Genomic DNA, 20458 nt, shown 5'->3' on the forward strand with positions numbered 1-20458 from the left:
CTCCGCCTATTGTGTATGGGGACGAATCCACAGTTTTGCAAAGTCTGTCCATCCGAAAGAATCAATGGTGACATTTTGCAAAGAGGAAGGGAAACTTCTTCTTTTTAAGACATGATAGTAAAAGACAAGAAGGTATTGATCACTAAGAATTTTTTCTATTTCATATATTAAGTTGTATCGTTTTTCTTTACTTGGTTCTGCTACAAATTGATCGAGCAGTTTATCAATTTGTTTTTGAAGATGTGGATGTCTAAATCGATGAACAAAACAGCTTTTATTTTTGAATATATGTAAAAAGGCCATTTCAAGATCTGCATCGAGAACTTCTCCTGTTAAAATGATATCAGCTTGTTTTGTAATATCTTCGTTAAAGTAATCGGTGATTGGAAATGGGTGCAGCTGTAAACGTATGCCAAGTGATTCAGAGCGTTTTTGTAACCATATAGCATCATGTTCACCATCTTTAAATGCAAAGAAGTAAATGTGTATGATTTCTCCGTTATACGTACTTTGTTGTAAATATTCTTTTGCCTTAGATAAAGATGTTTCTTTATACATTGTTCGGCTCTTATCAGGAAAGAAGCTATAAGCTGGCATCGTACGTTTCCCGCCGAGGTCTTGAATTAATGATGTGGGGTCCATTATTTCTGCCCATGCTTTTCGGAAGTAAAAATCATGCTGCGGGCCGTCTTTTTGAAAATTAAACGCTGCGTATATACAGCCGATTTCTTCTGTTTCCACCGCTTTTTCTTCTTCACATCTCATATTCGGTAATACGTAATTTGTTTGTATGTTGGACCGTTCTGGAACGAGCCAAAATTCAATTCGATCCAGTAGTGCCCGCTCTTTAAAATAATCTGGAAATGCTTCTAAGATAATGTGATCTTCGGTGAAGTTTTTGATTTTAAAGGGACCCGTACCAATATACTGGTGATTTTGGATTATTACGTCATGCGGTAAAATCGATAATTGTACAGAGCTTATGTAATGGAGAAAAAAACGATTCGGTTTTCGTAAATGAAACACTACCTGTAAAGGAGAAGGAGTGTCCATTGAAGTAATTTCCTCTGTTAACCAAGTAAAAGGTGAGTGAATGGTTTGTAATCTTTCGAATGAGAAGATTACATCTTTTCCCGATAACGTTTTGCCGTGGTGGAAACGAACCCCTTTTCGTAAATAAAATGTCCACTTCAATTGATCTTCGCTAATTTCCCACGTATGTGCTAAATGGGGCTCGAATGTATCTGTTTCCTCGTTATATCTCACCAATGTGTCAACGATTTGGCTAATAAGATGACTTTCAGTTGTAACGGCAGCAAATGCCGGATCAATGGAGAGTAATTTTCGTTTATATGGAATTTTTAATACATCATATAAATCATCTGAAGTTGTATGTCCAAAATAAGTGTTTAATCGCTCTTCTATCTTTTCTCGCAGTAAGAAAGGCAGCGATTCTTTCAATAATAAAAACACTTCCTTTAACTTCTCATTTTTTAAAAGTTCTTCAACATGCGGTAAAATCGCTTCTCCAAATGTTTGCAGGAAGTGAACTTCTGTTTTATTTCCCCGACCTCTCCCTGGTATCCATTCAATCAGTTTTTCTTCACTCATTTTTTTAAGTAAAATTTTCACATTTTTTGTGCTGCAAAATAAAATAGCAGCCAATTCCTGGAGACTATTTTGAATATGTTGTTCATTTGGAAAGAAAAGTCTTAGTCTTATGTAGTGGTCCATAATTTTCATGTTATACATCTCCTTTTTCTAAAAGGGGAAACTCTTCTGAATATTTTAACCTTTTTCTTCCTCTTTTTCAAAGTAAAATGAAGAAACAGGAGGAGGGGGAAAAATATGGGATTTTGGTCTATGCATCGCAACATTAAAATTAGAATTATTACATCCTTTTTAACTCGAACAGTAGGAACGATGATTTTTCCGTTTATGGCGATTTATTTCTCCATAAAATTAGGAGCAGCATTAGCAGGATTTTTATTGTTATTGAATGTCATTGCCTCACTTATCGTTGGCTTATATGGAGGCTATATTGCTGATACATTAGGGCGGAAAAAGGTCATGATTATTGGGCAGGTAATTCAAGTAGTCTCTATTGCTTGCATGGGTATTGTGAACTCAGATTATATAGATTCACCTTGGCTCACATTTGTCTTTTTACTTATAAACAGCATTGGTTCTGGCGTGATGAACCCAGCAACAGAAGCGATGTTGATTGATGTAAGTACACCGGAAAACCGAAAAATGATGTACAGCATTAATTACTGGGCAATCAATTTATCTATCGCCATTGGTGCAATTTTCGGTGGACTTCTTTTTGAACACTACCGATTCCAATTATTTATGCTGCTGACAGGTATTGCATTATTAACATTGTATTTAATTACAGTTTATATGGAAGAAGTATATGTAGTTCAAAAGAAAGCGGAAAAGAAAAACGTTTTGCAGGATATGGTAAATAATTACCGGGTTGTCGTAAAAGATCGAGCATTTATCGTATTGTGCTTGGCAAGCATATGCGCATTATCATTAGAGTTTCAAATTAACAATTATATTGGAGTCCGTTTGCAGAAAGAATTTGAAACAATGACATTTTCACTATGGAACGGAAATCACTTTGATTTAACCGGTATTCGGATGCTAAGTTGGATCTCCACCGAGAATACCGTATTAGTTGTTTTATTTTCAGCTCTTGTTGTGAAAATCATGAATCACTTTGAGGACCGGAAAGTGCTTTATACAGGTTTATTTATATATACAATTGGATTTACGATATTTGGAGCAAGTAACAGTCTATGGATTTTATTACTAGCAGGTTTGTTCCAAACAATTGGAGAGATGATGTATGTTCCAGTAAGTCAGTCTATTCGGGCAGATATGGCAAGGGACGATGCAAGAAGTTCCTATATGGCGATTAACGGCATGGTCTTTCAAATTGCGAAAATGGTTGGAACGCTCGGCATTATGATCGGTTCCGTTATTGCTTCTTGGGGAATGAGCATCTTGTACTGTTTAATAGGGATAAGCAGCATATTCTTATTTAAAAAAGCAGTTGATATGTATCATCGTCAAGGGGCGAAGGTAGAGAAGATAGGGTAATGAGAAGGCTGCTTGTTTTGAGGACAAGTAGCTTTCTTAAAAGGTGTTAAATAGTTAGGGTAGGAGGTAATTGTAATGAAAATTAGCCCAAAAGAATTTTATATTCGTAATATACGTTATATGATTAGGTCTGCAATGGAAGAAGATGCAAAAAAATTATCTGAAGTACGATTACAAATAGATGGCGAAACAGAAAATTTAGATAGAGAAAAAGGCGAAGCATACATAGATGAAGTTGGGTTTAAAAAGATCATTAAAGAGGATACAGACAGTATTAGTAATCTATTTTTAGTAGCCGAAGTGAATGGAAGAATTGTAGGTTTTTCAAGGTGTGCAGGAAATAAATTGAAAAGAACATCTCATAAAATAGAATTCGGCGTGTGCGTATTACAAGAGTATTGGGGATACGGTATTGGAAAGAACCTTTTAAAAGAATCCGTCAATTGGGCAGACTCACATGGAATTAAGAAAATCACTTTGAATGTTCTTGAAACGAACGAGAAAGCGAAAAGCCTTTATGAAAGATACGGTTTTGAAGTAGAGGGTATCTTGAAAAATGACAAAATGCTATCGGATGGGAATTACTATAATACTATTTTGATGGGGAGGTTTAATGGATAAACTATATCGTGATAAGTGTAGCAAATAAAAATAGGATTGCTAATTCTAAAGTGATACATGCCTGTTGAAGGCAGATAAAAAGGAGTGGGAGAATGTTTCCTATCTTAGAAACAGAAAGACTAATCTTAAGAGAGCTAATAGAAGATGATGCACAAGGGATATTGAATTGCTTTTCGAATGAAGATGTATTACGTTACTATGGGCAAAATCCATTAACAGATCTAGAACAGGTGAAAAATATAATTAGGAATTTTTCAAATAACTACAAAGAAAAACGAGGAATAAAATGGGGAATTGAAAGGAAAGAAACAGAAGGGATTATTGGAACGATTGGATTTCATGACTGGTCTTCTGAACATAAGAGAGCTGAAATCGCTTATGCACTTTTACCTGAGCACTGGGGGAAAGGGTATGCCACTGAAGCAGTTTTAAAGGTTATATCATATGGATTTACTGAGCTTGAATTAACTCGTATTGGAGCAGTTGTTTTTACAGAAAATAAAGCATCTAATGTGTTACTAACAAAACTAGGTTTTCAAAATGAAGGCGTTCTTAGAAATTATATGTATCAAAATAATGTTCCATATGATACGAACGTTTACTCCTTGCTTCCAACTAATGCTTTTACTCGGAATTAAGTTTATTGGCGCTTCGAAATAAAAAGAATCCATTTTGACCAAAATGGATTCTTTTTATTTTCTGGTCATGCAAAAAATTCATATACACCAATTACAATGAGTAAAAGGCCGGATAAAACATTTGAGTATTTGCCAATGAATGTTTGTGACAGCTTATATCCAGACTGCGAACCAATCATAATGGAAACGAATGAAAAGAATCCAACAGACACTGCAGTCCAAATTGGAGAAAGTCCATTCATTCCACCACCAAACCCCATTGTAAGGCAATTTAGAGATAAAATAATTCCTAAGTAAAAAGATTCTTTCCAAGAAATTGTATTATTATCATCTTTGTCTACTTGCTCTGGATTTTGAAGAATAGGAGAAGGGCGTGATAAATATTCAGATAAGATAGTCCATGTGCCTAGACCAATAAGGAGAATGCAGCCGCTTATATTTGCAGTATCTTTAGAAATATATTGCGAAATAAATGAACCAGCTACAACTGAAAGATATGCCGCAAGCATAGAAATAATAGCAATAAAGAGATTAGCCATTACTGTCATGTGCATTTTTTTCATTCCAAGAGATAAACCAATTCCTAAATTATCTAAGTTTGCTCCGATTCCGATAAGTAAAATAGATAACCAATGCATAGGAAAACCTCCAAAAAATAAAGTGAAACTTCCATGAGTGGTTTTTTTTATCTCCCACTGAACTTCTTTTTTTCATTCCCCTGAATATTGCGGCGGCGTTTTACCGAGGAATAAATCTGTTCTTACTATATGAAGGTTTTATGGAATTGGTGCCTAGAAAAATAGAAAAAGACTACTATGCGCAGTCTTGCGATAGTAGCCATATAGCTGATTTAAATAAGAATGGGGAATTTCGTAAATCATTTGACTTATGAAGTAGAAATATATATACTTCTGCTTTTTTTTTAGAACAATGAAATGAACAAAAAAGTCTACTCCCTCCTAGTAGGGGGCACAACACATGCCCATCAACTTAAGATAAATTTGTATCCGTATAATATAATGCTCCTCAATACTCTCTAAATTCACACTATCCAATTCATTAATATGGTTAGAAACCCAGTTTATCGGTCAGGTATAGATTCAAAAAGTGCTCTTCGATTCTCCGATGGTCGATATCGCTCAGCTATATTAAAGTGATGAAAGGTCATGACGGCTTATATCGAGAGAGCGGAGAATCGGCAATTTCGTGGTAAATAAATTTTTGTTCGAATGTTATTCAGGTCAATCGGATTCCTTCAAACGCATTCATCACCAAATGATGCACATAGGAATCATCCAACTTTTCGCCAGTTACGAGCAAACGATAGAAAATCGGCCCGTAAATGAGATCGATGCTTAATTCAATATCGAGAGTTTCTTTCAATTCTCCTCGCTGAATTCCCTTCTCCAGAAGATGCTTAGCTTGGAGTCGCCGGGGCTGAAAATATCGGGTACGATATTCCTTAGCCAATTTTGAATCAAACTGCCCTTCGCCTATTAACTCCGTAATAATGGTCCCTTCCCGACTTGTCAAAAATCTGGCTAAACTCGTGGCGTGAATTAGAATATCATTTAATGCCGAGCCCGTATCAGGCACAGGCAATTTGGCAGCGGCAGCAAAAAGAAAACCATCCATTACCACGGCTGCCTTGTTAGGCCACCATTTATAAATCGTGGCCTTACTAACTTTAGCACGATCTGCAATTTTATCGACCGTGACCGCTTTAAAGCCCGTTTCCAACAATAACTCATAGGATGCGGAAAGGATAGACTTATGCGTTTCGACATTACGCGGCCGACCTCTTTTACTTTGCACATTAATCATTCCTTCCAAAAATATAAACTATACGTTTAGTATACTTAATTTGAATAAAAAACAAAATAGCCTATTTACAAAACTGAACGTTTAGTATATTATTTATTTTAATTAATGAACTAAACGTTTAGTATTTGAAAGTTAAAAAATCTTACAATGTTAACTGATGCAACTAAGCCTAAGACTCCACAAGAACTTATTACAATAATACATGGGAGAGGAGAGAGATGGCACAATTGAAAGTCTTGAAAGAAGAGTTGGATGCAGTTCAGACTCAATTTAGTAAAATGGCGTCTGACACTGCGGCAGCATTTGCCAAGATGATCCAAGAACTTCGGGATAATGGTATAGGAGGAGTTAACTATGTCTAATTTAAAAAATCAAACAATTGATAAAGATATTTCAACGGGGTTAACCATACTTCTAGCAACTGCATGTGGCATCATTGTAGCTAATCTTTATTATGCACAGCCCTTGGTTGGGTTAATTAGTTCTGCAATTGGGCTTTCTACTAGTAGTGCTGGATTGATTGTAACGCTAACTCAAATTGGATATGTTGTCGGCTTACTATTTCTTGTGCCTTTAGGAGATATTGTTGAAAACCGAAAGCTAGTAGTTATATCTTTACTTCTAAGTGCAGTCGCCCTGACTGCCACAGTATTTGTGAAACACGGCATTCTTTTCCTAGTGGCTTCATTCTTCATCGGATTGGGATCGGTCGCAGCACAAGTCCTCGTACCTTTTGCGTCATACCTTGCATCAGAAGCTACACGCGGCCGCGTTGTTGGTAATGTCATGAGTGGTCTGTTACTTGGCATCATGCTGTCGCGTCCGATATCAAGCCTAGTAGCTGACATTTGGGGATGGAATGCAATATTTGCCTTGTCTGCGGCAGTAATTCTTCTCTTAGCGATCATATTATCAAAAGTACTCCCTACTAGGAGGCCAATGGCAAACACAAACTATACGGCCTTACTCGGTTCAATGTGGAAACTACTGCGAACTACCCCGATCTTACGCCGTCGTGCAATTTATCATGCGTGTGTATTCGGGACTTTCAGCTTATTCTGGACTACTGTTCCGTTATTATTGTCTAGCCCTACTTTTCATTTTTCTCAGAAAGATATAGCACTGTATGCGCTTGTCGGAGTTGCGGGTGCGATAGCTGCGCCAGTAGGTGGCCGTCTAGCTGATCGCGGATGGACTCGGCTTGCCACTGGGATAGCTCTCGCTGTTGTTATCGTTTCTTTATTACTACCACTCATGATTCGGAGTAGCTCGCCCGTTGGAATAGCTGTTTTAGTAGTTGCAGCTATTCTGTTGGACATGGGAGTATCCGCAAACCTTGTGCTTAGTCAACGTTTGATTTTCTCTTTGGAGCCAGAAATTCGTAGTCGATTAAACGGATTATTCATGGCTATTTTCTTTTTGGGTGGTGCTGTTGGATCCTCTATCGGAGGATGGGCATACGCCTCAGGTGGATGGGGTGCAGCATTATGGATGGGAATCGCTTTTCCGATCATAGCACTGCTTTATTTTACCACGGAGAAATAGTTCTTTAATCAAAATTAAGCAGTCAGGATTCGTCTGACTGCTTAATTTTTGGTATGTCCAAGCTTTAGAGATTAATTGCAATTGTTTTGAGGTTTTTGCACCAGAACCAGATTTTTTGTCTCTATCGCTGTAAGGGTACAAAACTCACCATGTAAAATATGTCTGAATTCTATGTAGACTATGATAAAAAAAGAGCTTGTGTCAGAAAACAAGCTCTCTTTAAAAGAAATAACGCAATTGAGATGTCTATATATTACCAATTGATTTATTACGATTCCATACGTTTCATGTTGAGAAATAAATTATAAGTGGTTTGATAAAACTAAAATGAATTATTGACATAATATTTTGACGATCATATAATAAATCTCTAATTAGAAATATTTTACAAAGGATTGGTAATTATGAGTGTGATTAATAATGATGAGAATTTATCTTTAAAGTTATTTGTTATATTATCACGAGCAGTACAGTCAATCACAAAGCGTATTGAAGAAGATATAAAAAGTTATGGACTTAATCCAACTGAATTTGCAGTTCTTGAGTTACTATACAATAAAGGCGATCAGCCTATACAAAAAATTGGAGAGAAAATATTACTTGCAAGTAGCAGTATCACGTATGTAGTTGATAAGTTGGAAAAGAAGAGGTTCTTAATACGAAAACCATGTCCTAAAGACCGCCGTGTCACGTATGCGTCAATTACTTCAGAAGGTATTGAATTGATGGATACTATTTTCCCTCAGCATAAAGAGGCGATTCGGCAAATATTTGGTGGTTTGGACTCTGGTGAGAAAAAAGTGATAATCGAACAGTTGAAAAAACTAGGATATTATGCGCAAGAACTATAAATTTTTAAACATATATCTCGAATTAGTAATATCCTAATTAAATATAAATTAAATAAAAGTAAAAAATCCCCTCTGTATTATGACATATGTCATAATACTCGTTAATCCAATCATGATAAATTAACCTTAAAAATGCAAGGGGGAAGCGGTATGTATAAATTACTTTCCGCACTTATAGGTGCTCTCATCGCACCTATAATCCCAGTAAACGGCATCGTATCAGAAGTTATAGGAAACTATAAAGCCAGCGTTCTTATTCACATTGTTGGATTGATTGCGGTTATTATTATTTTACTAGTGAGGAAATTAAAAATTAAGATTCATAAAGGAATCCCCCTCTACTTATATAGTGCAGGGGCTAAGTATTCTTTTAAGAGTGAATCTTTAATAAAAGCTGAGAGTGGGTGCCAAGAATGGAATTACGTCATTTAGAGTATTTTATTCAGGTTTGTAATAATGGTAGTTTTACTAAAGCTGCAGAAGTTCTAGGTATTTCACAGCCGACTTTAAGTCAACAAATACGTGTGTTAGAAGGTGAACTTGATACACCTTTATTTCATCGAGTTGGAAGAGGTATCAAAATTACAGAAGCAGGTAAGTTACTATTTGATAAAGGTAAATTTATCATGCAGCTATTTGACGAGGTTCATAATGAGATCTTTGAATTAAAGGGTGTGAAAAGAGGTGTGATTACTATAGGAGGGTTATTAGAGGACCTCACCTATTTAACACCTTATATTATGCAATTTCAACAACAGTACCCCAACATCTTAGTAAAAATCATAGAATCAGAAGTTGCTGTAAATCAAATCGTTGAAAAAAATATTGATATAGGGATCACACGTAGTTTTCAAACTCCAGACACATTAACAAGCACACTTTTGTATAGCGAAGAGCTCGTCCTTGTCATTCCAAAAAATCATCCTTTGAATGAAAAATCATTTGTTTCTTTTCGAGAATTAGTAGGGCTGAGTAGAATAATGGTTTCAAGCAGTTGTCGTGAATCAATTAAGATATATTGTGAAAATTTAGGGTTATCTTTATCTGAGGCAAATATAGAAACAAAATCTTCTATTTCTCTATTGAGTCTTGTATGCAATGGACATGGGGTTGCCATAATACCACTCTCACTGGCTGATTATGTTAATAATGATTCTTTGAGCATAGTTCGTATTGTTGATCCAACACCAAGTCAAGATATTAATCTTATTCACTTTGATGATAAATTTTTAAGTTTTGCAGCACGTATCTTTATGCAGAAGTTAAATGATCCTGAAAAAGTATCAGTATAATAGAAACAATAATGATTCTAGTACGAAAATTTCAAGAAAGTTGAAAATGATCTATAAATCTTGGAATGAGACCTATATTAAAGTCAAAGGGCAGTGGATGTATATGTATGGTGCAGTCGATTCAAAAGGGAATACCATTGACTTTTATTTAAGGAAAAATGGAAAAATAAAATCAGCTAAGTATCTTTTCATATGCGCCTGTTCCTCATTTTATTAAGAGCTGAGTCCTTCCAATGTTAAGGTTCAAGTCTTTTGACACGGCTACATCTATTATTTTCAGATTAGCAGTCATGCATATGATCAAAAAAGAACAGACTAATTTGCGAGATTAGTCTGTTCAAAATCAGAAAGCATTCATCCATCAATTGTTTGGACATGCAGCATAAGATAAGATTCCGTTAGGAATACACCGCTATTTCGAATCTACATATTATTTGCACCAGAACCCATATTACCATTATGATCTTAATACCATTACTATTTGGGTCCGTCCTCGACCCCAAACCCTTATTGTAGAAAGAAAACCACCGGCATTAGACCGATGGTTCTGACTTAGAAAGCAAAGCAAGTACAACCAATACCCCATTTAGTTCCATCTTTTCCTATTACGGTATGAGTGTGTTGATGGAGAGGGTTACTGCAACTATGTAACTTGTGATCATGGGCATCGTGAGAAAGTATATTGTGGGCTAGGTTAGCACCACCATAACCATAAACTCCCGTTGGTGCCCAATCAGGTGATGCTGGCGGCAATTCAGGTGACAAATTTTTAAATTCATCATTTCCATAAACAACCTGCCCACCCATAATGGTGAGTAATGATTCAAGGTCTTTGATTTCTTCTTCCGGCACAGTAAAGTAGTCAGCAGACAATACAGCAATATCAGCAAACTGACCTACTGCAAGGGTTCCCTTTTTACCTTCATCACCAGAGAACCACGCACTTCCTTTGGAATATAGTTCCAGGGCTACTTTTCTGTCAAGTTTATTTTTTTCATCGTATATCGAAAGACCACCAATGGTTTTTCCGGCAACCATCCAGTAAAGAGCAACCCAAGGGTTATAGCTAGAAACTCTGGTTGCATCACTACCGGCGCCAACAGGTATACCCAGGTCTAGCATACGATAAATCGGAGGAGTACGCTTTGCAGCTTCCTTTCCGTATAAATCAACAAAGTATTCACCTTGGAAAGCCATGCGGTCTTGGATGGCAATACCGCCATTTAAAGCCTTAACACGTTCCATACTACGATCTGAGATTGTTTCTGCATGGTCAAACCACCAGCGTAGACCATTAAAAGGAATTTCTCTGTTGACTTCCTCAAAAACATTTAAGAAACGTGTTATTGACTCGTCATAAGTTGCATGTAAACGGAATGGCCAACGGTTTTCCACCAATAGAGAAATTACTTTCTTTAAGTCAGCTTCCATCACCGTAGCTAGGTTGGGCCGTGGCATTTGAAATTTTTCAAAATCGGCTGCCGAGAATACTAACATTTCTCCGGCACCATTCATTTTATACTTATCATTTCCTTGACCCGGAGAAACAATTTTTGCCCATGAAGCAAAGTCTTCATATTCATGATTTGGATTTTGTGTAAATAGATTATAAGCAATACGCAAAGTTAATTGATCCTTCTCAGCTAAATGTTCAACAACTTTGTAATCATCAGGATAATTTTGGAATCCACCACCTGCGTCAATGGCACTTGTGATACCTAATCTATTTAATTCGCGCATAAAATGGCGAGTTGAGTTAATCTGGTCGTCAAAATTAAGTACTGGAGCTCTACCCAAACTTGAATAAAGAATAGAAGCGTTAGGATTGGCAATTAAAAGACCCGTTGGATTACCTCGTTTATCCCGCTCAATTAAACAGCCCGGAGGGTCTGGGGTATCTTTTGTGTATCCCAGTGCACGCAGCCCTGCACGATTTACAAGTGCTCTATCGTAAAGATGAAGCACAAAGACAGGCGTGTCTTCAGAAACAGCATTAATCTCTTCCAAAGTTGGCATCCGTCTTTCTTTAAATTGAAATTCAGACCAACCTCCAACTACTCTTACCCACTGAGGAGCAGGTGTACGCCTTGCCTGCTCTCTAAGCATTTCCAGAGCAATAGCAAGTGATGGCACACCTTCCCAGCGCAATTCCATATTATAATGAAGACCTCCACGAATAACGTGTATATGAGAGTCATTCAAGCCCGGAATAGCTCTCTTTCTTTTAAGGTCTATTTTTTGGGTTTTTTCTGTGGCACTATCAAGAAGCTCATCTCCACCTACTGCAGTGACTAAACCATCAGTTATGGCGATAGCCGATACCTCAGGTTGAAATGGGTCAAGGGTAGTGATTTTTCCGTTATATAAGATCATATCCGGTAAATTCATGTTCACACCTCATCTACTTCCTATTATTCTGTAACCATGGATGAAATGTTTTACCGAGAATCGGCATGACTACCCATGATAGTAAGGACACTATACATACAGAAACAAAAAAAGCTGACATAATAGGATTTATATTTTTTATAATAGGTCCTATCACTTTAGGAACCAACATGCTAAGAGGCCATACACCCAGAAGGGTAACAATAGACATTTTCCATTTTGGCGGTGGAACTGGCGTTTTCGGAGTAACAAACCAATAAGCCAAACTGCTTTCAGTTTTGTAAGTTGGATTAGTAGCTTGAAATTGTTCTGCCTTTTTTAACAGATCTCGACGAATATCTGATTCTTGCCAAGCACGTAGATGTTCATACGTATCAAAGCGAAAAATAACCGTATACTCCCTGGATCCGTTATTGGGGACTATTAGATTTACGCCTAAATGCCCTGGAAATTTAGTAGCGGCAGCTTCGATTTCATGTCTCCATGTTTCAAACTGTTTTTCTCTACCTTCTTGAATTTCCCATGTAACAATCGTTGTTACTGCACCGCCAGCATCCAGCGTGTTCCCTGTATGAGTTTCTCCGACAGTTACTCTTTCTTGTTTCATATTTTCCTGCTTGGAAGCGCGCCATGTACCATAGTATATGCGTATTCCACGCCTTGACCATAAGCGCCAGTGTGTTCTTTTACAATTTCCATAACAGCATCATAAGTGTCTTTGCGTGCCCAATCACGTTGGTATTCAAGTAAAACTTGAATTGCTGTCACTGGAATTGCTCCAGCTTGTTCTACACGACGCATAGCAGCATTATGTGCTGTCAAACTAGTACCACCTGAAGCATCATCAACTGCATAAACTTCATATCCAGCTTTAATTGCTTCAAGCACAGGGAATGCAAGGCAAACTTCAGTCCAAAGTGCTGCAAATATCAATTTCTTTCTACCTGTTGCTTTAACTGCCTCAACAAATTTTGAATCTTCCCAAGAGTTCATTGAACTACGTTCTATAATTTCATGGTTTGGGAATATGTCAAGAATTTGTGGCCAAAAATAACCAGAAAAGCTGCGAGTTTCAACTGTAGTAAGAATAGTAGGTACGTTAAAAACTTTTGCTGATTTAGCAAGCAGCATAACGTTATTAATCAATGTTTGTCTGTCAATGCTTGCAACCCCAAAAGTCATTTGAGGCTGAAAATCGATCAAAATTAATGCACTGTTCTCCGGGGTTAACAATTCTAAATTACTCATAATAAAACACTCCTTTTTTTGAATTGTTTCAAATTAATTTTTTTGAAACAATTATATTTTCTGTTAATTTCAGCTGTAATCGTAAAAATAAAAGCTTGCTATACTTCTTAATTTAAAAGGAAGCGCTGATTAAATCAGCGCTAAATTTATACTATCCACTTTAAAAAAAAGTGATTTATAGCTATTTCTTAGGAATAAATTTATGCATTTTGTTTACTAAGATCTCGCTGAGCTCCCATATAGCTTCCAATTATATTTTGATAACCTGGAAGATTACTAGCAAGCAAATTGCCAAAACCTTCGACATCGTTGCGCCAATCGCGTTGTAATTCGCACGCTACGCTAAACCAGTTCATAAGTTGCACGCCACTATGTGCCATACGCGTATTGGCAGCATCTGCAACTTGTTTACTGAAAGTTCCTGAAGCATCAGTAACAGCAAATACTTCATATCCAGCTTTTATAGCGGAAAGTGCCGGGAAAGCAACGCAAACATCCGTAACTACGCCCGCGATGATAAGTTGTTTTTTTCCAGTTTCTTCGATTGCTTTTACAAAATCATCATTATCCCATGCGTTAATTTGTCCAGGTCGAGCTATTTTTGGTGCGTGAGGAAAGAGATCAACCAATTCTTGCATTAAAGGTCCGTTAGGTCCGTTTTCAAAGCTTGTTGTTAAAATAACTGGTAAATCAAAAAACTTAGCAGTGTGAGCAAGAGCTAAAACATTGTTCTTGAATTCATCAACACCATAGTCACGTACTAGTCCGGACATAAGACCAGTTTGATGATCTACTAAAAGAACGACAGCATCATCTTTGTTAATACGAGAATAGAGATCAGACATTATGTATTCCTCCTAAAAATTAAGTAATCGAAGAAAGTTTAAAAAGTGGAATATTATCATAAATTTCTTCGTTTGTGACGATTAGTTTATAACTAAACTGACCGTTAATATTAATTTATCTATAAACTTATGACACGCCAATAATTTTCTTAAAAATCAAAAAAACATTAGACTGATTTTTAAGAATTATCAATCTCCTTTTGTTAATCTAAAATAGGAGTTTTATCTATCCAATTTACAAATTGTTGTAAATAACGCTGAAGATAACGTTTTGTTTGTTCGTCAGTAAGCACTTTCCGATCGGAATCAATCTTTTCATGTACTTGGGAAATCAGCACTTTTTGAAATGGAAGAACATAAACTTGCATGGCTTCTAGTATTTCTCTGATTTGCATTTGAGCATAAACAGTACCTAATCCTCCAGGAGTTGCACCAATTAAACCAACCGGTTTTCTGCTAAGAACAGCAGATTCCCGAGGTCTTGATGCCCAGTCCAATGCATTCTTTAATACGCCTGGAATTCCAGAATTGTACTCTGGACTTACAATAATGATACCGTCAACGTCCTGGATAGCAGATTTAAATGATGTCACTGTTTCTGGAACACTTATTTCTAAGTCTTCATTGAACAAAGGTAGATCATTTATCTCGATCCAGCGAAATTGATGGGAATCATCCATCCCTGTTAATGATTGAGCAATGATTCGATTATAAGAGTTTTTTCGTAAACTACCACAAATAAGGCCTATGGTCTTAGTCATATATTTCCTCCTTTCGTTATATTAGTTATAGCAGCATTCACAGAACATGAAGCGCTATACAAATTTATAGTATTTGAAAACCAATTCGTTAATCAATTCTAAATTATCTATAATTTGTATAGATGGTAACTATAGTTATTTTTACCATAAAATTGATTGGTTTTACCTATACATTCTATAGATAGAACAATATTGATAGTCACCTATTTTTGTTATTAGAATTGAATATGAGGAATGTTCAGCAATTATTTCATGATGAAAAAGGTATTAGATGGGGAATTGTTACAAAAACAGAAAATGAATTCATCGGAACAATAGAGTTTCATGCTTAGAGTCCACAACATAAACGTGCATAAATAGGTTACGAGATTCATCCGGATTATTGAAGAAAAGGATATATATTAGAATATTTTTTGGAGGTAGAAGAATGGCAAAAATTACTGTAGGAACCGAAAATCAAACACCCATTGAGCTATATTATGAGGATCATGGTACAGGGAAGCCGGTAGTATTAATTCACGGTTGGCCATTAAGTGGTCGATCTTGGGAATACCAAGTTCCTGCTCTCGTTGAGGCTGGATACAGAGTCATAACTTATGACCGTCGAGGGTTCGGGAAATCTTCTCAGCCATGGAACGGTTATGACTATGATACGTTTGCTACTGATTTACATCTGTTACTAGAGCATATGGATCTCCAAGATGTCACACTGGTCGGATTTTCAATGGGTGGTGGAGAAGTAGCTCGCTATATCGGAAACTATGGAACAAATAGAGTAGAGAAGGCTGTATTTGCAGGAGCTGTACCACCATTTCTTTACAAGTCAGCAGATCATCCTGAGGGAGTATTAGATGATGCAGCAATTCAAGGATTTGAAAATGGAGTAAAAAGTGATCGCCTAGCATTTCTTGATGAGTTTACGAGGGGATTTTTTGCTGCTGGAGATCGAACTGACTTAGTCAGTGAACCATTCCGACTTTACAATAGGGATATTGCAGCGGGTGCATCCCCTAAAGGAACACTAGATTGTATCGCTGCTTTCAGCAAAACGGACTTCAGAGGAGATTTAGCCAAGTTTAATATACCTACCCTTGTTATTCATGGTGATTCAGATGCAACTGTTCCATTTGAATATAGTGGGAAGCTAACACATGAAGCAATTCCTAATTCTAAGGTAGCTTTAATAAAGGGTGGTCCACACGGGTTAAATGCAACACATGCTAAAGAATTTAATGAAGCACTGCTATCATTTTTAAACGACTGATTACAAATGAATAGTTGTTAACTGATAGAAGAGGGGCATTTTACCTTTTCTGAAAAGGGTGTTGGTAAGCGATTAGTTACACTCTTAAATACCAACTTTTATCACAATAAAGAAAAAACCTTATCTTTTTTATATTGTTGCAAGAAAAGATAACGTTTTTTTTATTTAAAAATAATCTAAGTTTTTGTTTGAACATTCATAAGGTTGAATCAAACTATTTAAACTTATACTAGGAGTCTATTTCTACAGAAAAGCGAAAAATCATACGACCATTGAATAGTATAGAAGTAAGGATATATATGAGAATCCATTTTGATCAAAATGGATTCTTTGTATTTATTGTGAAAATTCTAGACGATTGTTATTTTTAAGTAAACTTTAATTTAAGGAAAATGACCATTAAAAAGAATATCAATTGTATGAAAGTTACTAGAGATCTCAACGTCATAAAAGCGTGTTTTCGTTCTATAAGTGAAATTGGATACAATGCTACAATACTATTTCCCGAAAAATAATTCCAAAGGGCACGAAGTTGTAAAGCAGATATGTATAGGATGCATAAAGTGATGATTCCCTTTCCGATAAGTGTAGGAATGTAGTATAAAACAATGCCTCCTACTACGGTCAATCGTATGTAGAGGCCAAGGTAACCGTTCGCGCGTAAAAAGGATAAACTATACAAATATAAAAAAGGAGATCGTTTTTTATACAGGATCCGTTCAATCCAAGTAGTGCACCATTTTCTTTGCTTTACTTGCTGTTTTACTTGCGGCACATCCGTAAAGAAATGAACAAATTGATAAAAGTGCATGTCCATTTTTTCTTCTTGCTCTATTAAATATTCCCAATGAATGTGTCGTTTTCGTTTGTTCATCGTATATAAAAATAAGAAAGTGATGAAAAGGAGTATACTTCCTACGATCATAATGGAAGTGAATTGAAACATTGTATATGTAATGGCCGCATTACAGCATATCCTGATAAGCAACCAGTGTGAAGCGAATTCGTTTTTTCTATATGTCCAATGTATGTACATATTCCACCACTTTATAAAAGCAAGAATGACAAAGGCTCCGCATAAAAAAGTAGGAGTTGTATGTAATGATTGCTGAGCAAGAGGTGTAATGATGAGTACTACACATAATAATGGAAAGAGCTGAATGATATAACTGTATATAAGAGATCGTTTAAAATAATATGCGAGTTTTTCTTCCAGCGGCAATACATATATGATATCCGGCTTTTGTAAAAATGTCCGAATGGGAGAACGAGTAAGTACAATTGTAAGTAAAATCGTCACAATGGTTAATACAACAAACTTAGGTGGAAGTGAACGAAGAAACTTTGCATAATAATAGCCGCCTATACCAAGAAGAAAAAGGAAGCTATAAACTAGACTGCTTGCAATGCGCGCAAAGTACATCGTGATTTTTTTTAGATGTTGCTGAAAACGATCATTCCAAAGTGTTTCGATTGTCATTGAGATCCCCCCCTTTTTTATTGTAAACATAAGTAGGGGCTTCGTGCTACTTGTTAATGCGGGATAAATTCATTTTGAATATTTAACAGCCCATTGCTATACAGAATAAAAAAAGCAAGTTACCTTTCATTAGGCAACTTGCTTTTTTTGTTTATCTTTTTTCTCGTCACGTTTCATTAATGGATAGAAAGCAAAGCCAACTACAAATAATCCAATGCCAAGCAGGAATGTTTTCATATCAGAAGAGCCAGTTTTAATAACCCATAATGCATAAATAAGAGCAATAGCGGCAATGATTCCGTCCGTTATACGAGCACCTTTTTGATTTTCGTATGTTTCACCTGTCACAACAAGCTTAAGCTGGAAGATTGGAGAAACGAGGTATGGGATTAAATAGGCAAGGGTTGAAACGGTAATAACAAATGTATACGCCTGAGCAATTGTCCCGGATAGTGTTGAGAATAGGAATACTTGCGACATAATATTTGTTAAACGAAGCGAATGAATCGGGCTTCCTTTTTTATTGGTTTTTGTGAAGAAGGATGGAAAGAATCCTTCTTTTGCTGCTTGATATGGTACTTCTGAGCTTAATAAGATCCATCCAAGAATGGATCCAAATAAAGAAGTAAGTGCAAGCAGCGCCATTAATTTTCCGCCGTTATGACCCATTACTGCAGTTAATGCATCCGCTAATGGTCGTTCAGATGCTTGTAGTTTCTCTATATGAAGAACACCCATTGTTAAAATCGTAATCCCTAAATAAATACAAACTGTTAATAATAAACCAGTAACAGTAGCGCGTTTTACCGTTTTTGGTGAAACAGCACGATTGGATAATAATACAGCTGACTCAATGCCGATAAAGGCCCAAAGTGTTGTTAATGCTGCTAAGTTTACTTGTGATAGTAGTCCGTGTGAAACACCTTCTTTATCAATAATTGGTGTATACCATTGCCCAAGTTTAGAAGCTTGGAAGGCAAATAATGTCACAATGATGAAAAGAAGGAATCCTGTTATTTTCGTTGTTGTTGCTAAAAAATTTAATTTACCAGCACCGCTTATGCCGTTCGCCAAAATCATATGTGTACCCCATAATAAAATGGTACAAATGGAGAACGTAATCAATTTTCCAACTTCAATGTCGAAAGTTCCAATTGAAAACAATACGTGAGTATCTTTCATAATTGGGAAAAAGAGTGATAAATAACCAGCAAATGATGTAATGATGGCTACGTTGCTTGCCCAGTTTGCAACCCAGTAACCCCATACGATGCTAAAACCTGCCATTTTTTTCGTTTTTTGTGAAGAAAAGAGCGCATAGGCATGACTTTGCGGACCTGTTGTTAAATCAGGACGGCGAATCGCTAAATTACCGAAAACAAGAGCTAGCATTAATACGCCAAATCCTGTTGTTAACCAAGCTAATGTAACACCAAGAGGGCTAGCTGTTTGTGCTAATGTACTTGGAACCATGAAAATACCAGCTCCAACCATATTTCCAACTACAAATGCAGTAAGTACCCAAAAGCCCCATTTTTTTTGTTGCATAGAAATTACCTCCAAAATTAGTATAACCAAGTCAAGCGCGGAGATATGTATGTGTTTGAGATTCCAAACAAAACAAAAAAGCGCGTATATGTTCACGCGCTTTTCAATCTTATTAAGAAACCCACGGACATACCTCTCGATAGCTCTCCACAAGCAAAAAGCCTGTGACAGTCCTGCACTTATTCAATGCAGTCCCAGCAAGAAAGTACTGTGGATACTTCTTACTTCGGCAATCATTCCTTTCTGATTTGTTCAGCGATGCCACACATCTTCAAAATCATACTATTAATAATTGCAACCTCTACCTCACCGAGATACGAATGAGGATTTATTTATAAAGTTAACATAATCAAGGGTAACAAATGGCTTTTTATTCGTCAATGCAAATAAACATAATCAGATTATTATGAGAATAGGGTGTGTCTAAGATAATGAAACAACTTAAGGCTTCGCATCATATAATATGTATATAAAATGAGGGATAAAGCAAAGCTGCTATTACTGAGGTTTTTTTATCCTTCACTAATGGTTAGTTGAATTACGGGTAGCTTTATTTCCTTAAAACTTTGGTGGAAGTTTTACTGCCCATAAGTAGTGAGGTAAAGAGGGATAGCGGATGGAGAGCTGGTTTAAGAGAAACTGCTTTATATGCGGGAAGGAAATTCATAGGCACCAGGAGACAGATGCAATAGAGGAGTTAAAAAGGCAAAATGAAGAGCTCGCAGCTTCTTTAGAACGATGTATGAGACTACTCTATGATACACAAAAGAATGTAAGTAAAAAAACAGAAAAGAGTGCATTGCCGCCTCTTTTTTCATTAGGAGATAAGATAGAAGTATTTGATGGGGAGACACGTACAGAGGGGATCTTTATTGAGTGTACAAACGAATGGTTATATTGGGTTAACGTTGATTATAATCTAAACATTAGTCATATAAAAAGTGTAAAAAATATTATAAAAAAAGAGTCTATTCAAAAAGGGGTTTAAATAACTCTTTTTGAAATAGACTTTGCTTTTTTGTCCTAGGAGTTAGAACACTTTATG

Annotated in this window: 19 protein-coding genes, 2 pseudogenes and 1 riboswitch; of the genes and pseudogenes, 11 read left to right on the top strand and 10 right to left on the bottom strand. The window is 36.3% G+C overall.

Annotated elements, in window-relative coordinates; genetic code table 11:
• Positions 1-6: 6 nt before the first annotated feature.
• Complete coding sequence (locus WAX78_RS17870) at positions 7-1743, bottom strand: SgrR family transcriptional regulator (protein ID WP_336483336.1); 1737 nt, start codon at positions 1741-1743, stop codon at positions 7-9.
• 105 nt (positions 1744-1848) lie between these two features.
• Between WAX78_RS17870 and WAX78_RS17875 the strand changes: the two genes are divergently transcribed.
• From WAX78_RS17875 to WAX78_RS17885, 3 genes are all read left to right on the top strand, one after another.
• A complete protein-coding gene (locus WAX78_RS17875) occupies positions 1849-3108 on the top strand; it encodes an MDR family MFS transporter (RefSeq protein ID WP_336483337.1) in 1260 nt (419 codons plus the stop codon).
• A 75-nt stretch (positions 3109-3183) separates the two neighbouring features.
• Positions 3184-3729, top strand: coding sequence for a GNAT family N-acetyltransferase (locus WAX78_RS17880; protein ID WP_336483338.1), 546 nt, complete (start codon positions 3184-3186; stop codon positions 3727-3729).
• A 92-nt stretch (positions 3730-3821) separates the two neighbouring features.
• Positions 3822-4367 (top strand): GNAT family N-acetyltransferase, encoded by a 546-nt coding sequence (locus tag WAX78_RS17885; protein WP_336483339.1) that lies wholly within the window; start codon positions 3822-3824, stop codon positions 4365-4367.
• Positions 4368-4432: 65 nt separating this feature from the next.
• On the opposite strand, the gene WAX78_RS17890 is transcribed toward WAX78_RS17885, so the two are convergent.
• Together WAX78_RS17890 and WAX78_RS17895 are read right to left on the bottom strand one after the other, a co-directional pair.
• Positions 4433-5005, bottom strand: a complete 573-nt coding sequence (locus WAX78_RS17890) for a manganese efflux pump (protein WP_336483340.1) — start codon at positions 5003-5005, stop codon at positions 4433-4435.
• Between the two features lie 598 nt (positions 5006-5603).
• Positions 5604-6182: a TetR/AcrR family transcriptional regulator gene (locus WAX78_RS17895; RefSeq protein ID WP_336483484.1), complete on the bottom strand. Its 579-nt coding sequence runs from the start codon at positions 6180-6182 to the stop codon at positions 5604-5606.
• Positions 6183-6409: 227 nt separating this feature from the next.
• On the opposite strand from WAX78_RS17895, the gene WAX78_RS17900 reads away from it, so the two are divergent.
• From WAX78_RS17900 to WAX78_RS17925, 6 genes and pseudogenes are all read left to right on the top strand, one after another.
• Positions 6410-6553 (top strand): hypothetical protein, encoded by a 144-nt coding sequence (locus WAX78_RS17900; protein ID WP_176524567.1) that lies wholly within the window; start codon positions 6410-6412, stop codon positions 6551-6553.
• Positions 6546-7736 carry an MFS transporter gene (locus tag WAX78_RS17905; RefSeq protein ID WP_336483341.1) on the top strand — a complete coding sequence of 397 codons (1191 nt, stop codon included), beginning with the start codon at positions 6546-6548 and terminating at the stop codon, positions 7734-7736. Before WAX78_RS17900 ends, WAX78_RS17905 begins: the two co-directional genes overlap by 8 nt.
• Positions 7737-8140: 404 nt before the next feature.
• Positions 8141-8587 carry a MarR family winged helix-turn-helix transcriptional regulator gene (locus WAX78_RS17910; protein WP_336483342.1) on the top strand — a complete coding sequence of 149 codons (447 nt, stop codon included), beginning with the start codon at positions 8141-8143 and terminating at the stop codon, positions 8585-8587.
• A 150-nt stretch (positions 8588-8737) separates the two neighbouring features.
• Positions 8738-8947, top strand: a pseudogene (locus WAX78_RS17915) (DMT family transporter); the annotation flags it as partial.
• Positions 8948-9000: 53 nt separating this feature from the next.
• A complete protein-coding gene (locus WAX78_RS17920; RefSeq protein WP_336483343.1) occupies positions 9001-9879 on the top strand; it encodes a LysR family transcriptional regulator in 879 nt (292 codons plus the stop codon).
• A gap of 25 nt (positions 9880-9904) precedes the next feature.
• Positions 9905-10211, top strand: a pseudogene (locus WAX78_RS17925) (DDE-type integrase/transposase/recombinase); the annotation flags it as partial.
• Positions 10212-10431: 220 nt separating this feature from the next.
• On the opposite strand, the gene WAX78_RS17930 reads toward WAX78_RS17925, so the two are convergent.
• From WAX78_RS17930 to WAX78_RS17950, 5 genes are all read right to left on the bottom strand, one after another.
• Positions 10432-12267, bottom strand: a complete 1836-nt coding sequence (locus WAX78_RS17930) for an amidohydrolase (protein ID WP_336483344.1) — start codon at positions 12265-12267, stop codon at positions 10432-10434.
• A gap of 13 nt (positions 12268-12280) precedes the next feature.
• Positions 12281-12874: an antibiotic biosynthesis monooxygenase gene (locus tag WAX78_RS17935; protein ID WP_336483345.1), complete on the bottom strand. Its 594-nt coding sequence runs from the start codon at positions 12872-12874 to the stop codon at positions 12281-12283.
• Complete coding sequence (locus tag WAX78_RS17940; protein ID WP_336483347.1) at positions 12871-13515, bottom strand: hydrolase; 645 nt, start codon at positions 13513-13515, stop codon at positions 12871-12873. The genes WAX78_RS17935 and WAX78_RS17940 overlap by 4 nt, the downstream gene beginning before the upstream one ends.
• A 200-nt stretch (positions 13516-13715) precedes the next feature.
• Positions 13716-14360, bottom strand: a complete 645-nt coding sequence (ycaC, locus tag WAX78_RS17945) for an isochorismate family cysteine hydrolase YcaC (RefSeq protein WP_098308570.1) — start codon at positions 14358-14360, stop codon at positions 13716-13718.
• 203 nt (positions 14361-14563) lie between these two features.
• The gene (locus tag WAX78_RS17950) at positions 14564-15121 is read right to left on the bottom strand and encodes an NADPH-dependent FMN reductase (RefSeq protein ID WP_336483348.1); all 558 of its coding nucleotides are present in this window, start codon (positions 15119-15121) and stop codon (positions 14564-14566) included.
• Positions 15122-15548: 427 nt separating this feature from the next.
• Here WAX78_RS17950 and WAX78_RS17955 point away from each other — a divergent pair, with 427 nt between their 5' ends.
• Positions 15549-16385: an alpha/beta fold hydrolase gene (locus WAX78_RS17955; protein ID WP_336483349.1), complete on the top strand. Its 837-nt coding sequence runs from the start codon at positions 15549-15551 to the stop codon at positions 16383-16385.
• Positions 16386-16752: 367 nt separating this feature from the next.
• Here the strand turns inward: WAX78_RS17955 and WAX78_RS17960 are convergent, their stop codons facing one another.
• Positions 16753-17865: an ABC transporter permease gene (locus tag WAX78_RS17960; protein ID WP_336483350.1), complete on the bottom strand. Its 1113-nt coding sequence runs from the start codon at positions 17863-17865 to the stop codon at positions 16753-16755.
• A gap of 129 nt (positions 17866-17994) precedes the next feature.
• Positions 17995-19413, bottom strand: a complete 1419-nt coding sequence (locus tag WAX78_RS17965) for an amino acid permease (RefSeq protein WP_336483351.1) — start codon at positions 19411-19413, stop codon at positions 17995-17997.
• Between the two features lie 132 nt (positions 19414-19545).
• Positions 19546-19725, bottom strand: a riboswitch (Lysine riboswitch).
• Positions 19726-20029: 304 nt separating this feature from the next.
• On the opposite strand from WAX78_RS17965, the gene WAX78_RS17970 reads away from it, so the two are divergent.
• Positions 20030-20401, top strand: coding sequence for a hypothetical protein (locus WAX78_RS17970; protein ID WP_336483352.1), 372 nt, complete (start codon positions 20030-20032; stop codon positions 20399-20401).
• The last annotated feature ends 57 nt before the right edge of the window (positions 20402-20458 follow it).

This window comes from Bacillus yunxiaonensis (assembly GCF_037104695.1).
In the GTDB taxonomy this organism is placed as follows: domain Bacteria; phylum Bacillota; class Bacilli; order Bacillales; family Bacillaceae_G; genus Bacillus_A; species Bacillus_A yunxiaonensis.